General features: G+C 61.0%; 11 protein-coding genes. 4 read left to right on the top strand and 7 right to left on the bottom strand.

The features are described from left to right. The 3 genes from M0412_RS21245 to M0412_RS21235 form a co-directional block, all read right to left on the bottom strand. Complete coding sequence (locus M0412_RS21245; protein WP_269699915.1) at window positions 1-792, bottom strand: Ku protein; 792 nt, start codon at window positions 790-792, stop codon at window positions 1-3. Between the two features lie 91 nt (window positions 793-883). Beyond that, window positions 884-1,888: an inorganic phosphate transporter gene (locus tag M0412_RS21240; protein ID WP_052820405.1), complete on the bottom strand. Its 1,005-nt coding sequence runs from the start codon at window positions 1,886-1,888 to the stop codon at window positions 884-886. Beyond that, entirely contained in the window at window positions 1,888-2,532 is a 645-nt protein-coding gene (locus M0412_RS21235; RefSeq protein ID WP_052820406.1) for a DUF47 domain-containing protein, read from the bottom strand. Before M0412_RS21235 ends, M0412_RS21240 begins: the two co-directional genes overlap by 1 nt. Window positions 2,533-2,645: 113 nt before the next feature. Here M0412_RS21235 and M0412_RS21230 point away from each other — a divergent pair, with 113 nt between their 5' ends. Next, window positions 2,646-3,188 carry an NUDIX hydrolase gene (locus M0412_RS21230; RefSeq protein WP_269699916.1) on the top strand — a complete coding sequence of 181 codons (543 nt, stop codon included), beginning with the start codon at window positions 2,646-2,648 and terminating at the stop codon, window positions 3,186-3,188. 304 nt (window positions 3,189-3,492) lie between these two features. Here the strand turns inward: M0412_RS21230 and M0412_RS21225 are convergent, their stop codons facing one another. Together M0412_RS21225 and M0412_RS21220 are read right to left on the bottom strand one after the other, a co-directional pair. Then, entirely contained in the window at window positions 3,493-6,654 is a 3,162-nt protein-coding gene (locus M0412_RS21225; protein WP_269699917.1) for an efflux RND transporter permease subunit, read from the bottom strand. Between the two features lies 1 nt (window position 6,655). Next, window positions 6,656-7,804, bottom strand: a complete 1,149-nt coding sequence (locus tag M0412_RS21220) for an efflux RND transporter periplasmic adaptor subunit (protein ID WP_269699918.1) — start codon at window positions 7,802-7,804, stop codon at window positions 6,656-6,658. A 188-nt stretch (window positions 7,805-7,992) separates the two neighbouring features. On the opposite strand from M0412_RS21220, the gene M0412_RS21215 reads away from it, so the two are divergent. The 3 genes from M0412_RS21215 (at window position 7,993) to M0412_RS21205 (ending at window position 10,984) form a co-directional block, all read left to right on the top strand. Beyond that, window positions 7,993-8,667, top strand: a complete 675-nt coding sequence (locus M0412_RS21215) for a response regulator transcription factor (RefSeq protein WP_142841909.1) — start codon at window positions 7,993-7,995, stop codon at window positions 8,665-8,667. Then, window positions 8,664-10,001, top strand: a complete 1,338-nt coding sequence (locus M0412_RS21210) for a HAMP domain-containing sensor histidine kinase (RefSeq protein ID WP_142841910.1) — start codon at window positions 8,664-8,666, stop codon at window positions 9,999-10,001. The genes M0412_RS21215 and M0412_RS21210 overlap by 4 nt, the downstream gene beginning before the upstream one ends. 104 nt (window positions 10,002-10,105) lie before the next feature. Next, window positions 10,106-10,984, top strand: a complete 879-nt coding sequence (locus tag M0412_RS21205; protein WP_269699919.1) for a DUF3313 domain-containing protein — start codon at window positions 10,106-10,108, stop codon at window positions 10,982-10,984. Between the two features lie 2 nt (window positions 10,985-10,986). Here the strand turns inward: M0412_RS21205 and M0412_RS21200 are convergent, their stop codons facing one another. Both M0412_RS21200 and M0412_RS21195 read right to left on the bottom strand, forming a co-directional pair. After that, window positions 10,987-11,862 (bottom strand): sugar phosphate isomerase/epimerase, encoded by an 876-nt coding sequence (locus M0412_RS21200; protein WP_269700065.1) that lies wholly within the window; start codon window positions 11,860-11,862, stop codon window positions 10,987-10,989. Beyond that, a complete protein-coding gene (locus tag M0412_RS21195) occupies window positions 11,859-13,064 on the bottom strand; it encodes an NAD(P)/FAD-dependent oxidoreductase (RefSeq protein WP_269699920.1) in 1,206 nt (401 codons plus the stop codon). Before M0412_RS21195 ends, M0412_RS21200 begins: the two co-directional genes overlap by 4 nt. Window positions 13,065-13,074: the final 10 nt, after the last annotated feature.

The following is a 13,074-nucleotide window of genomic DNA, read 5'->3' as shown; positions in this document are numbered from 1 at the left end:
TCAGCTTCGTTTTTCGGCGGCGAGGCTTTTTTTCAATGCGTCCATGATGTTGATGACCTTGCCGCCGGTGCGGGCTTTCGTGCCGGTTTTCTTGTTGGCGGACGGCACCTCGTCGCCCTTGGTCTTTAAAAGCGCCTTGATCTTTTTCTGGATCGGATCCTGCACCAGAGTTGGCTTCCAGCCGGTCATCTGTTTGCCGATGCGCTTTTCCATGGCCTGCAGCAGTGGTTTTTCAATTTTCATTTTCGGGTCGAGCGCGTCGATGCTCTCGCGCACCTCTTCGCCGTAATGCAGCGTCCACAGGATGATGCCCTTGCCTGAAGGTTCCAGCAGAACTGCCCGTTCGCGGCGGTAGAGCACCAGCCGCGCAATGCCGAACACGCCGTTGGCCGTCATGGCTTCGCGAATGACGCTAAAGGCCTCGGTGCCGATCTTGTCTTCCGGACGCAGAAAGTGCGGTCGGTCATACCAGATCCAGTCGATGGACCCCTTCGGTACAAAAGTCTTGATATCGATCGTCCGGGTACTTTCCAGCGCCACGGCATCGATCTCGTCGTCCTCCAGCAGCACATAATCGTCCTCGGCGCGGGGAAACCCCTTTACCTGATTTTTTGCTGCCACGGGCCGGTGAGTGATGCTGTCGACATACCGGCTTTCGACGCGATTGCCGGTGTTGCGATTGAGAATATGGAAACGGTATTTGTTGCCTTCGGTGGTGGCGGGCGTCAGCGAGACGGAGGCTGTCACCAGCGACAGCTTCAGATAACCCTTCCAGAAAACCTGCCGTGCCATTGTCCGCGGTCCGTTTCGCCGTTGATCTCCCGGATCAAACTTCCGCGGGGCGGTATTTGTTCCGGGAGAGTGGCAATCGGGCAGTGGGGCGTCAGCCGAGCAGCGAGGTCAGCCCGTAAACGGCGGCGGAAATCAGTGCGGCGGCCGGCATGGTCACGATCCATGCGATGACGATGTTGCCTGCAAGTCCCCAGCGCACCGCGGAAACCCGGCGTGCAGCCCCCACGCCGACGATGGCGCCGGTAATCGTGTGGGTGGTGGAGACCGGAATGCCGAGCCATGTTGCGCCGAACAATGTCAGCGCGCCGCCGGTTTCGGCGCAGAAACCCTGCATCGGATTCAGTCGGGTGATCTTCGAGCCCATGGTGTGCACGATGCGCCAGCCGCCGAACAGCGTGCCGAGCGCCATGGCCGACTGGCAGGAAATGACCACCCAGAACGGCACGTAGAAGCTTTCGCCCAGATGCCCCTGGCTGAACAGCAGCACGGCGATGATGCCCATGGTCTTCTGCGCGTCGTTGCCGCCATGGCCGAGCGAATAAAGCGAGGCGGAGATGAACTGCATGACGCGGAAGGTGCGGTCGACAGCAAAAGGCGTCTGCCGCACGAACAGCCAGGAAACGGCGAGCACCAGAAGCAGCGCCAGGAAGAAGCCGATGGCCGGCGACATGAAGATCGCCCCGACGGTTTTCAAGAGGCCCGACCAGACGATCGAGTTAAAACCGACTTTCGCAAATCCGGCGCCGACGAGGCCGCCGATCAGCGCATGTGACGAACTGGAAGGAATGCCAAAAACCCAGGTGACGATGTTCCAGACAATTGCGCCGATGAGGGCGGCAAAGATTACCTGCGGCGAAACGATGGCCGGATCGATGATGCCGGTGCCGAGTGTTTCCGCTACATGCAGGCCGAAAAACAGGAAGGCGATGAAATTGAAGAATGCCGCCCACGCAACCGCATATTGCGGGCGCAATACGCGGGTGGAAACGATGGTGGCGATGGAATTTGCAGCGTCATGGAGACCATTCAGGAAATCGAAGAACAGCGCGATGGCGATAAGGCCGACAAGCAGCGGCAGGGCAAGTGCGACATCCATCAGACGTTCTCGATAACGATGCCGCTGATCTCGTTGGCCACATCCTCGAAGCGGTCGACGACCTTTTCGAGTTCGCCGTAGATCTCGCTGCCGATCATATAGGCCATGGCGTTACCGGCCGCACCGTGGCGGCGGAAAAGGTCTTTCAGGCCCTGATCATGAAGCTCGTCGGAGCGGCCTTCGACGCGGGTGACTTCTTCGGCAATCGCCGAGAGGCGCTGCGCATTGGTGCCGACCTTTTCCAGAAGCGGAATGGCTTCGGCGATCAGGCTTGCCGCACGCACGATCTCATGGCCCATCTCTTTCATCAGCGGATCGAATTCGCCCTGTTCGAACAGGCGGATGGTCTTCACCGTCTTGTGCATCATGTCGATGGCGTCATCCATGGACTGGATGAGGTCCTTGATGTCGCCGCGATCAAAGGGAGTGATGAAGCTGCGCCGCACCGCAAGCAGCACATCGCGGGTAATGTCGTCGGCCTGATCTTCGAGGGCGACGATAAGGTCGCAATTCTTCTCGACATCGATGCCGCTTAACAGTTGATCGAGAGCACCGGCCGCCTTGACGACGGTTTCGGAATGTTTGCTGAACAGGTCGAAGAAACGATCTTCGCGCGGCATCAGCTTGCGGAAAATGCTCATCATGCGAATTGGCCCTCAATGGCGCTATTTATGTTGTAGGGGGTAATTGTCATAAAACTGTCATAAATGCAGGCAGGGCATTGATGCAACCCGGAAAATCGGCACTATCAACGCAAATGAAATCTTCCAAGAAAAGCCGGAAAACCCGTCCGGCGCGCCCCCTGACACTGCTCCAGCAGCTCGCTGCCGTTCCCGAAAAGCTCTTCACCGGCGCTTTCCGGCAGCAATATGCCGCCTTGTGTTTTCGCTACTGCGGCAATGGAGACGATGTTGAAATCCTCCTCGTCACGTCGCGCACCACCCAGCGCTGGATTATTCCGCGCGGCTGGCCGATGAAGCGCAAGAAGCCGCATGAGGCGGCGGCGATCGAGGCGTGGGAAGAGGCGGGCGTGCGGGGCCGGGTGAGAAAGGCCGCCATTGGCCGTTACACCTATCTGAAGATGCTCGACAATGGCGACGTCGTCCCGTGCATGGTCGATGTATTCCAGATCGAGGTGACGGGTACGGAAACAAGTTTCAAGGAACGGGGCGAACGCCTGGTTGAATGGGTCCGTCCGGATGAGGCCGCGAGGCGCGTTCGGGAAATCGAACTGAAATCACTGCTGGTTGATTTCAGGCCCAAGGGCAAAAGGAAAGACAGGGCGGGTGAGAGACCCTGAGGGGCCGCCATGTTCTGTGTGCGCAGAGCCCAGATATTACGCTGTCCGGAGCTTTTGCCGTAATGCCATTGCAATATGACGCGCCCAATTTTGCCGGATGAATTTCATCAGGCGCATTATGCGTTTACGTCGTGCCGCCATGCGGCTTCCCGGCCGCTACCTCCATGCCATCATCGTTCTTTCCGTACTTGTGGCAGGGGCCGGCCACCATGCTTCTGCTCCGATAAGAACCGTTGCCCCATTGACGGAAAAAGCATTGCTGCCTCTCCCGCCAATGGCCGTCCTGCATGCCAACAAGGGGCTTTCAGCCGGGCTGCGCCTCGCGCGGCTGGACCGGGTTATCCGTCGCGTCCGCTTTCCCTGCCTCATCCGGTGCTCTCGGCAAAAGGTTGGCGAAACGCCTGGTGATGCTGTCGATATAGGACAGGATGGTTGGCACGACGATTAGGGTGAGAAGGGTGGAGCTGATGAGGCCGCCGACCACCGCATGCGCCATCGGCGCGCGCTGTGCACCGCCACCGCCGATGGCGAGCCCAAGTGGGATCATTCCGAAGATCATCGCAAGCGTCGTCATGATGATCGGCCGGAAGCGGATTACACCGGCATTCGCCAGCGCTTCGTTGAGCGAAAGTCCGCGTTTCCGCTCCCTGTTGGCGAAATCCACCAGCAGGATACCGTTCTTGGTGACGAGGCCCATCAGCATGATGAAGCCGATCAGCGAGAACATGTTGATCGTGCTGCCGGCCACCATCAAACCCAGAAGGACGCCGGCCAGCGAGAGCGGCAGTGAAGCCATGATGGCGAGCGGTTGCAGGAAGCTGCCGAATTGCGAGGCAAGCACGATGTAAATGAAAATAACCGCCATCGTGAGGGCCTTGACCATGTGGCCAATCGTTTCCTGCATGGTCTCGGCCTCGCCGCCGAAGCGGATGCGGTAACCATCCGGCAGATCGCGGGCGGCGGTCAGGTTTTGCACGGTCTCCATCACGTCGCCAAGCGTGCGGCCGGAGATGTTGGCTGAAACCAGCACCTCACGGCGATTGTCTATGCGACGGATTTCGGCCGGTGCCGGCGAGGTGCCGATCTCGGCGACCTGATCGAGACGCACCATCACCGGTGTGCCGTTCGATGCCGTGCGACCGGTCGCGATCATCAATTCGCCGAGGGTTGCGGCATCGGAGCGCCGATCGCCGGGCAGGCGCACGACGATGTCATAACTGTTGCCGCCACTATCCGTCCATTTCGAAACGTCCTCACCACCGATGAGCGAGGAGAGGGCCGTGGCCAGATCGGAGCGGGAAATGCCGAGATCGCTCGCCGCCTCGCGTTTCAGACGCACGGAAAGAACCGAGGTCACGTTGCGGGCGCTGGAATTCACATCCACGAGGCCGGGGATTTTTCTCATATCCTCGACCAGACCAGCGGCTATTTTTTCAAGGACGGCACGGTCGTCGCCGAGGATGCTGAGCTTTACCGGGCTTTCGCCGCCGCCAAGACCATCCTGAAGGATTGCGACCTCTATGCCGGGTATGGCTGACAGGCGCTTGCGGATCGGTTCGGCCAGCGTCGCGGGTGTTTGTGTGCGCGCTGTCAGCGGCACCAGACCCACCAGCACCATGGCGCGCTGCTTGCCCGCCGCGCCGCCGGTATTGATGGTGGAATAGAGTATTTCAACCTCGGGAAACGCCCTCAGCGCCTTTTCGACTTGCCGCACTTTAGCCGTCGTGTAATCCAGTGACGAACCGGCCGGGGCCGTCACGCTAATCTGGAAGCGCCCCTCATCGGTAGCAGACACGAATTCCATGCCGACCAGCGGCACCATGAACAGGCTGCCGATGAAGATGCCCGATGTGGTGAGCAGCGTGATGAGCCGGTGGCGCAATGTCCAGCCGATCACATGCCGATATTGTTCGGCCAGCCATTCGAAACCACGGTCGAAACGCGTAATCAGCCGGCCAATTGGCCCGCGCCGGGCATCCGGTTGCGCATCCGGGTCGTACCAGACGCTCGAAAGCATCGGATCAAGCGTGAAGGCGACGAAGAGCGAGATCAGCACCGCAGCTGACACGGTGACGCCGAATTCATAGAAGAACCGGCCGATAATGCCGTCCATGAAGGCGACCGGCAGGAAGACCGCCACGATGGTCGCGGTCGTCGCGATCACCGCAAGGCCGATTTCGTTGGTGCCGTCGAGCGCCGCGCGGATATGGGATTTGCCCATGTGCAGATGCCGGGTGATGTTCTCGCGCACGACGATCGCGTCATCCACCAGAATGCCGATGGAGAGTGTGAGCGCCAGAAGGCTGAGTGTATTGAGGGTGAAACCAAGAAAATCGATGACGGCAAGCGTACCGATGATGGCGATTGGCAGTGTCAGGCCGGTGATGATCGTGCTTCGCCAGGAATTCAAAAACAGGAAAACGATGGCGATGGCGAGCGCTGCCCCTTCGATCAGCGTCGTCTGCACCTGATCGACCGATTCCCTGATGGGCGTGGAGGTGTCGGTGACGATGCGCAATTGCACATTCTGCGTGGCCAGCTCGGTATTGAGCTGCTGGATGCGTTTCTTCACATCCGTCACGACCTGAACCGTGTTGGCGTCCTGAACCTTGACGATATCGATCGCCAGCGCCGTCTGGCCATTGTAGATGGCGCGGCTTTCGGCATCGACCGCCCCTTCGGAAACCGTGGCGACATCGCGCAGCAGGATCGCCGCGCCACCACGCCTCGCTACCACCATGTCCAGCAGCGCCTGCGGCTCCTCGACGCGACCCTGAACCTGGATCGTGCGTTCGGAGACGGGATCGACGATGCTGCCGGCCGGGCTGTTGCCGTTGCCGGTGCGCAGCGCGTTCACCACCTCGTTGACGCCGACCCCGAGCGCCCGCATGCGTGTTTCGTCCATAGCAACATCGATCTGCCGTTTGCGGCCACCCACCAGCGTCGCCTGTCCGACACCTTCAACGGTCGTCAGCTGACGCACCACCTTCTGGTCGGCAAGGGTGGTGAGTGCTGGCACATCGAGCGATGTGGAACTGATTGCCAGCGAGAGGATAGGTTCGGCGGCGGGATCGAAACGGGATACGACCGGCTTCTTGGCATCTTCGGGCAAATTCGCTTCGATGGCGGCGACCTTGTCGCGCACATCCTGTGCAGCGGCGGCCCCCTTTACCTCGAGCTTGAATTTCACGACGACCACGGAGCGCCCCTCATATGAGGTCGAGGTGATCTCATCCAGACCGCCAATGGCGTTCAGCGCATCCTCGACCGGGCGCGTTATTTCGGTTTCCACGGTCTCCGGTGTCGCACCGGGATAGGTGGTGACCACGACGACGACGGGCACGTCGACATTGGGATATTGATCCAGCCCCAGCCGCTGCAGCGAAAAGAGGCCCATGACCAGCAATGTCACCATCATCATGGTGGCGAAGACGGGATGGGAGACTGATATACGCGTCAAAAACATTTCAGCCTGCCTTATCGATGGTCACGGCCATGTCCGGCTGCAATTCCGGAAGCGGTGCAGTCAGGATCGTTTCGCCATCCTTCAGGCCCGTGGCGATCTCGATCAGGCTGCCGCCGTTCCAGCGCGATCCGAGCGCTACCGTCTGGCGGCGCAGATGACCGTCCGTCACCTTGAGCACATGGTAGCCGACCTCATCCTTGCGAAGCGCGATGGCGGGAACGACAAGCGCGTCGTTTTTTTCGCGGACAAGGATTGATCCGCTAGCAAACATTCCGCCCCACAACCGCCCGTCGCGATTGGCAAGCCGCAGATAGACGGCGACGAAACGTGTGCCATCATCGGCAACCGGGCTGATGCGCTCGACAGTGCTCTTGACGGTCTGGCCAACGAGGCCGTCAATCTCCAGTTCGGCTGTCTGGCCAAGGGTTACACGGGGAATATCGCGGGTGGCGACGAGAACCTTCGCTTCCAGCACGCTGGTATCGACCAGTGTGAGAAGTTCGCCATCGGCACTGACGCGCGCGCCTGCCTCTGCCAGCCGGCGGGTGACCGTGCCACTGAAAGGCGCGCGGATTTCAGCATTGCTCAATGCAAGGCGGGCAATATCCGTCTGCGCCGAAAGGCTTTGAACCCTTGCGGTTTTCACCACGACATCGCTTTTCGCCTTGTCCAGCTGTTCCGCCGATGTGATGTTTTTGGTGGCTAGCTGTTCGGTTCTCGTCAGTGCCAGCATCGCCAGCGTCAGTTCGGCCTCGGCCGCGTCCCGGTCGCTTTGCCGTTGCAGCAACGCCGCTTGCAGGTCGTCGGTTTCAAATCGCACCAGCACATCACCGGCCTGCACAGCCTGTCCGTCCCGAACGTTCATCTCCAGAATTTTCCCGGCCTCACGGGCGCGGATCACGACGCGGCTGACCGGCTGGAGTTCGCCGCTGATGCTGAGCTTTTCCACCATCTGGCGCGTGCCGATCTTCGCCGTTTCCGCAGCCGTCAATTCGAAGGGAATGCCGGCCGGGCTCAGGGAGGTGGCCTCGACAATTCCCCTGGCACGTTCATTCGCATCGACGCTGCCGCGCGCCGGGTCGAGGGCAGTAACGACGAGAACGCAGCCCGCAAGCGCGATCCCGGCCTTGATGCTTCTCTTCACCCACATAATACAATCCTTCCAGGCAAAGTTCCTTGGGTAACGGCTCACCGAGCCGTCACGTCGCCGGTTATTCAGGCGGATGGTATCTGGATAAGTGACCATAATTGCAGCAGCATTACCCTGCCGCATCGTCTTCGCCGCAATACTGCCGCAACCTTTCTGGCAGACAAAGGCTGGCGAAGGGACGGTGATGCATGAGACTTCTGTTGATCGAAGACGAAAGGGAAATGGCCGATGCGCTGTCGGCGACGCTCGGCAAGCAGGGCATCGTCATCGACCACACGATGCGGCTTGGTGACGCGATGGAACTGACGCGCCAGCATGTTTACGACGCCATCCTGCTCGACCGCCGGCTACCGGACGGGGAGGGGCTTGCGCTCATCCCGAAACTGCGCCGTGCCGGTGTCGATACGCCGATCATCCTGCTCACCGCGATGAATGAGCCGGAGGACCGCATTGCGGGACTGGATGGCGGCGCGGATGATTATCTGGGCAAGCCGTTTCTCGTCGGCGAGCTTCTGGCGCGGGTGCGCGCGGTTCTGAGGCGACCGGTAAACCTTGCGCCAGCCCAGATCACCGTAGGCCGTATCGTGATCGATCCACTGCATCTCAGCGTCACCATCAATTCCCTTCCCTTCGATCTTCCCAGACGCGAACTTCTGGTTCTCGTCGCGCTCGCCAAGCGCAAGGGTAAATCTATGCTGCGTTCCACCCTCGAGGCGGCCGTTTATAATTACGAGGAAGAAATCCAGTCCAATGCGCTCGACGCGCATATATCGCGGCTGCGCAAACGCCTGCTCGACGCCTCGGCCGGTGTGAGCGTGCACAATATTCGTGGCATCGGTTATCTGTTGAAGGAAGAGGCATGAAAGCGCAGGGCAAATCCAACCCGTCCCTGTGGTGGCAACTGAGCTGGCAACTCAGCATCGTCGTCTCCGCCATGATCGCCGTCGTCATCATCGGGCTTTGTGTTTACGGGGTGATGCGGGTCTCTCCCAATATCGGGCTTTGGGAGGATCTGTCTTCGACACTCGGCGAGTCGCTTTCGCTCGATCCGCAGAAGGGGCTCGTCCTCACCGAGGGGCCGGCGCTGAAGGCCCTCAAGGCGGAGAATAAAGAACTCTGGTTCGTTGCCTCGACGCTGGATGGTCAGTCCGTGACCTATGGCGCTGTGCCAGCGGTCTATGCCGAGCTGTCGCGTTACGCCCATCTGATGATGGATGCCGATATTCGCGGCGGTGCCGGCATATCCGAGGTTGCGCTGTCTGAAAGTCTCGATACGGCATCTGGGCCGCTGAGGGTCATGTTCGGCGGAACCTCCCATATCAGCGCGTCGTTTCTGACGCTTCTTCTCGGCACTTATCCGATCTATGTTCCGCTGCTGGCGGTTATCCTGCCTGCGGTGTTCTTTTCCGTGCCGCGCATCGTGCGCCAGGCGCTCGCCGGTCTCAGTTCCGTCGTCCGGAAAGCCCCGGAGATCGACCCGCGCCGGGCGGGCTCGAAGCTTCCAGTCGAGGATGTGCCGCGGGAAGTCGTGCCGTTGATTGTGTCTTTCAACAGCATCCTTGAACGGCTTGAGCAGCAGTTTCGGGCGCGGCAACGGTTTCTCATCGATGCGGCGCATGAACTCAGAACACCGATCGCCATCATGCAGACCCGGATAGAGGGTCTGCCGGAAGGGTCGGAACGGCAGCGCCTGATGGAGGATGTCGCGCGGCTTGGCGAGACCGCGGAGCAGCTTCTGGCCGTGGAGCGGAACGATCAGGTGCACGACCGATGGGAGACGGTCGATCTCGTCGAGATCGCCCGTACAGTCGTCGCCGATCTTGCGCCGCTGGCGCTGTCTGCGGGTTACGATATTTCCTTCGACACGCAGATAGCGTGCTACGAGATGCAGGGCAATCCCTTCGCCCTGCCGCGCGCCGTCAATAATATCGTGCGCAACGCCATCGACCATGGCGGAAACAGAGGAATGATCCAGGTCTCGGTTCTCGCAAACGGGGAAATTGCGGTTTCCGATGAAGGGCAGGGCATAGCCGAAGACCATCAGGAGCGGATATTCGAGCCATTTTATCGTGTGACACCGCGAAGCACGGGAGCAGGCCTGGGTCTCAGCCTTGTCAAGCAGATCGTCGCTGACCACAATGGACGTGTCCGTCTGGAGAGTTCCGCCTTCGGAAGCACATTCCGGCTCTGCTTCTGATCGCCATTTTTGCAGCGCCTGCGGACCGCGATTGTAATGCTGCCGCAATTTTAGCTGTCGTAGCGTGCGGGGCACAGGAAATCTTTCCAACCGGAGCACATGCAATGAAACACCAGCGGAATCCGTTCGTCACGGCCAGCGGCAGCAAAGTCGCGCGCAGCCGCAGCGCCACCTTCGCCACCTTGCCTTTTGCCCTCATCATGTCCGGCTGTGCCTCCGTTCCGCTGCAGGAGGGCGGCACGCTGACATCCTATGCGCAGCTCAGTCCCGCCAAGGGCAAGTTCACCAAGACCAGAACCTTCGTGGATGCCAAGGGATTGGCCGCGGTTAAAACCGTCGCCATCGTGCCCACCACCTTTTCCTTCACCGCCTCGTCGCGGGTCACCTCGGAAAAGGACCGTACGCTTGTCTCGAACGCGCTCGATCGCGCCATCTGCGTGGCGCTCAGTGACAGATACCGGATCGCCGCTCTTGGCCAGCCGGCGGACATGACGGTGCGCACCGTCATCACCGATCTGGTGCCGACCGACAAGACCATGGCCGGTGTTTCGACGGCGGTGTCGCTCGGCAGCAACTTTGTCCTGCCAGTCGGCGTGCCGCGTCTGCCGGTTGGCCTCGGCGGCCTGGCGGTCGAGTCGGAGGCGGTGGACAGTACCGGCGTCCAGCGCGCAGCCGCCGTCTGGTCGAAGGGTGCCAATTCCTTCACCGACAATGCCCGTGTTTCGGAAATCGGTGATGCCTACGGGCTGGCATCGGACTTCGCCAATTATTTTGCGCGCATCCTCGTCACCGGCAAGACCTCCGAAGGTCTGGATATCTCGATCCCGTCCGGCCACCGCATGCGCTCGGCCCTCGGCGGCAAGCCGAAATATGCCGAGTGCGATGCCTATGGCCGGTCGCGTGGATTGCAGGGCATGGTCGCCGATCAATTCGGCGCACCGCCTGACTGGACGGACAAGCAGGCAAAGGCCGCTGCGCGATAGGATCAGCAGGTCTCATCCGCACCCGCCGTTGCCGTGTTGGCGGAACGGGCGGCCTGCGCCCATAATGACTGCGCCATCGTCTTCAGCCACAGCGATTCCGCCCATCTGTCGGTGGAATCGTTGCCGTCCCGGTCGGTAATCGCATAGGGTCGAGGGCCGAGTTCGCAGGTGAAGACCAGCTCGGCAGTATCGGGCGCACGGGATCGCCAGTGCCGGAACCCATAGTCCCACCACTCCAGAAACAGATCGACCCATGGCCGGTGATGGGCAAAGGAAATCTCGATCTGGATCTGCTCGCACGAGCCGATGCGTCCGTGAAAGGCCTGCGCATTATGAAGGATGCGGTGGATTTGCCTGTGGCTCTCGTCTTCCACCGGAAAGGCGAATTCGCGGGCAACGAGATAATGGGAGAGATCGGCGAGAAGCGGCAGATCGGGTCGCTGTTCGAGCAGGTCCAGCGTGAATAGGAGATCGCTGGTGATGCGGTTGCGGTGGGTCTCGATGTAGACGGGAACGCCAGCCTCTTCGGCAAGCCGCATCCAGCCATCCAGCAGCGGCAGGCAGTCCTCCACCCGGCGCGGGCGGATATCCGCCTGCAGATCGATATGGCTGACCGGAAATTCCTGCGCCAGTTCCAGCGTGTGGTGCAGGTCGTCGACATTGCGTGGAAAGCACACGCCTTCGATCCTGAGACCAGTGCCGCTGATCGCTTCATTCAGACGCCGCACATCCGCACGGTCGGTATAATGCGCGCTGATCCCGTCAAACCCGGCTTCGGCGATCCGGGCAATGTTTTCCTCAAGGCGGGGTTCAGGGCCATTGCCGTTTAGCCGTTCCATGGCCCAGACCGATTGAAAGATGAGCAGCTTCTGCATCAGGCCGCCCGCGCGCTTTTCAGCAACGTCTTGAGGTTGAGGCCGGGATCGGCAAGCGCCGCCGGATCGGGGCTGATACCGGCGGCAATCAGCATCTCGGCCAGTTTTATGTCTTTGGCGACGCTGTTGCCGATACCCAGTCCGGCTGCTGCGACAAGCTGGCCGTCCTCAAGGAAGAATTCCAGCTCGCCATTGCCGAGCGGACGGATGACGCTTTGATGTCCCGGCTGCGGCAGGCCCGCGACCTGAAGGCCGAGATCATATTGATCCGACCAGAACCACGGGAGGGCGGCAAAGGCCTCGTTTGCGCCGAGACTGTTGCGCGCGGCGATTTCCGCCTGGCTGCGGGCATTGCGCCAGCTTTCGAACCGGATATGCCCGCCGGCGGCTTGCGAGACGGCCGCGCAATCGCCCGCCGCGAAGATCTGGGGATCGCTGGTGCGCAGGAAGGCATCGGTCAGAATGCCGTTGCCGGTCGCAAGCCCCGCCGCTTCGGCCAGGGCGATGTTGGGCACGACACCGATGGCGGAGACGACGATATCGGCGGGCACGCGCCCGCCATCGGTTAGCAGGACAGCTTCCGGCGTAATCTCCGAAACGCCCTGACCCAGATGGAAATGCACCCCTTCATCGCGATGGCGCGCATGTATCTTTTCGGCAAAACGCGGCGGAACCGCCCGGCCGAGCGGCCGCGCCGCCGCTTCGATAACGCTGACCGTAAGCCCCTTGCCGCGCAGCACCGCCGCAAGCTCCATTCCGATCAGTCCGCCGCCGATGATCGCAATCCGTGCGCCGCTATCGGCGCGGGAGAAAATCGCCTCCGCATCCGCATGGGTGCGGAAATTGAGCGCCTGTCCGGCACCGGGGCAGGCGAGTGTCCGCGGCTGCGCCCCGGTTGCGAGGAGCAGCCTGTCATAACCGATCATACGCCCGCCATCGAGCGTCACCAGGCGGTCTTTCGCATTGATACGGGTCGCCGACACGCCTTGCAGATAGGCTATACGGGCGGCCTCCAGCGCTCCGTCCGCGCAGATGGGTTTCATCCGCACCGCAGCTTCCAGCGGCTTGGAAAGCGGTGGCCGTTCATAGGGCGGATGCGGCTCGGCGCCGACCAGCGTGATATCGCCGTCGAAGCCCGTTTCACGCAAGGTAAAGGCGGCACGGGTTCCCGCCTCGCCGGCGCCGATGATGACGATTGCGTCCATGATATCTCCG

Source organism: Agrobacterium sp. O3.4 (assembly GCF_041414895.1).
GTDB lineage: Bacteria > Pseudomonadota > Alphaproteobacteria > Rhizobiales > Rhizobiaceae > Agrobacterium > Agrobacterium cucumeris.
The sequence above is the reverse complement of the archived record's forward strand: the minus strand, read 5'-3'. Positions and strand labels throughout refer to the sequence as shown.

Excerpts from the sequence above, each read along its gene's own strand:
- M0412_RS21245 (WP_269699915.1), bottom strand. The coding sequence starts at position 792 with ATGGCACGGCAGGTTTTCTGGAAGGGTTATCTGAAGCTGTCGCTGGTG.
- M0412_RS21240 (WP_052820405.1), bottom strand. The coding sequence starts at position 1,888 with ATGGATGTCGCACTTGCCCTGCCGCTGCTTGTCGGCCTTATCGCCATC.
- M0412_RS21235 (WP_052820406.1), bottom strand. The coding sequence starts at position 2,532 with ATGATGAGCATTTTCCGCAAGCTGATGCCGCGCGAAGATCGTTTCTTC.
- M0412_RS21230 (WP_269699916.1), top strand. The coding sequence starts at position 2,646 with ATGAAATCTTCCAAGAAAAGCCGGAAAACCCGTCCGGCGCGCCCCCTG.
- M0412_RS21225 (WP_269699917.1), bottom strand. The coding sequence starts at position 6,654 with ATGTTTTTGACGCGTATATCAGTCTCCCATCCCGTCTTCGCCACCATG.
- M0412_RS21220 (WP_269699918.1), bottom strand. The coding sequence starts at position 7,804 with ATGTGGGTGAAGAGAAGCATCAAGGCCGGGATCGCGCTTGCGGGCTGC.
- M0412_RS21215 (WP_142841909.1), top strand. The coding sequence starts at position 7,993 with ATGAGACTTCTGTTGATCGAAGACGAAAGGGAAATGGCCGATGCGCTG.
- M0412_RS21210 (WP_142841910.1), top strand. The coding sequence starts at position 8,664 with ATGAAAGCGCAGGGCAAATCCAACCCGTCCCTGTGGTGGCAACTGAGC.
- M0412_RS21205 (WP_269699919.1), top strand. The coding sequence starts at position 10,106 with ATGAAACACCAGCGGAATCCGTTCGTCACGGCCAGCGGCAGCAAAGTC.
- M0412_RS21195 (WP_269699920.1), bottom strand. The coding sequence starts at position 13,064 with ATGGACGCAATCGTCATCATCGGCGCCGGCGAGGCGGGAACCCGTGCC.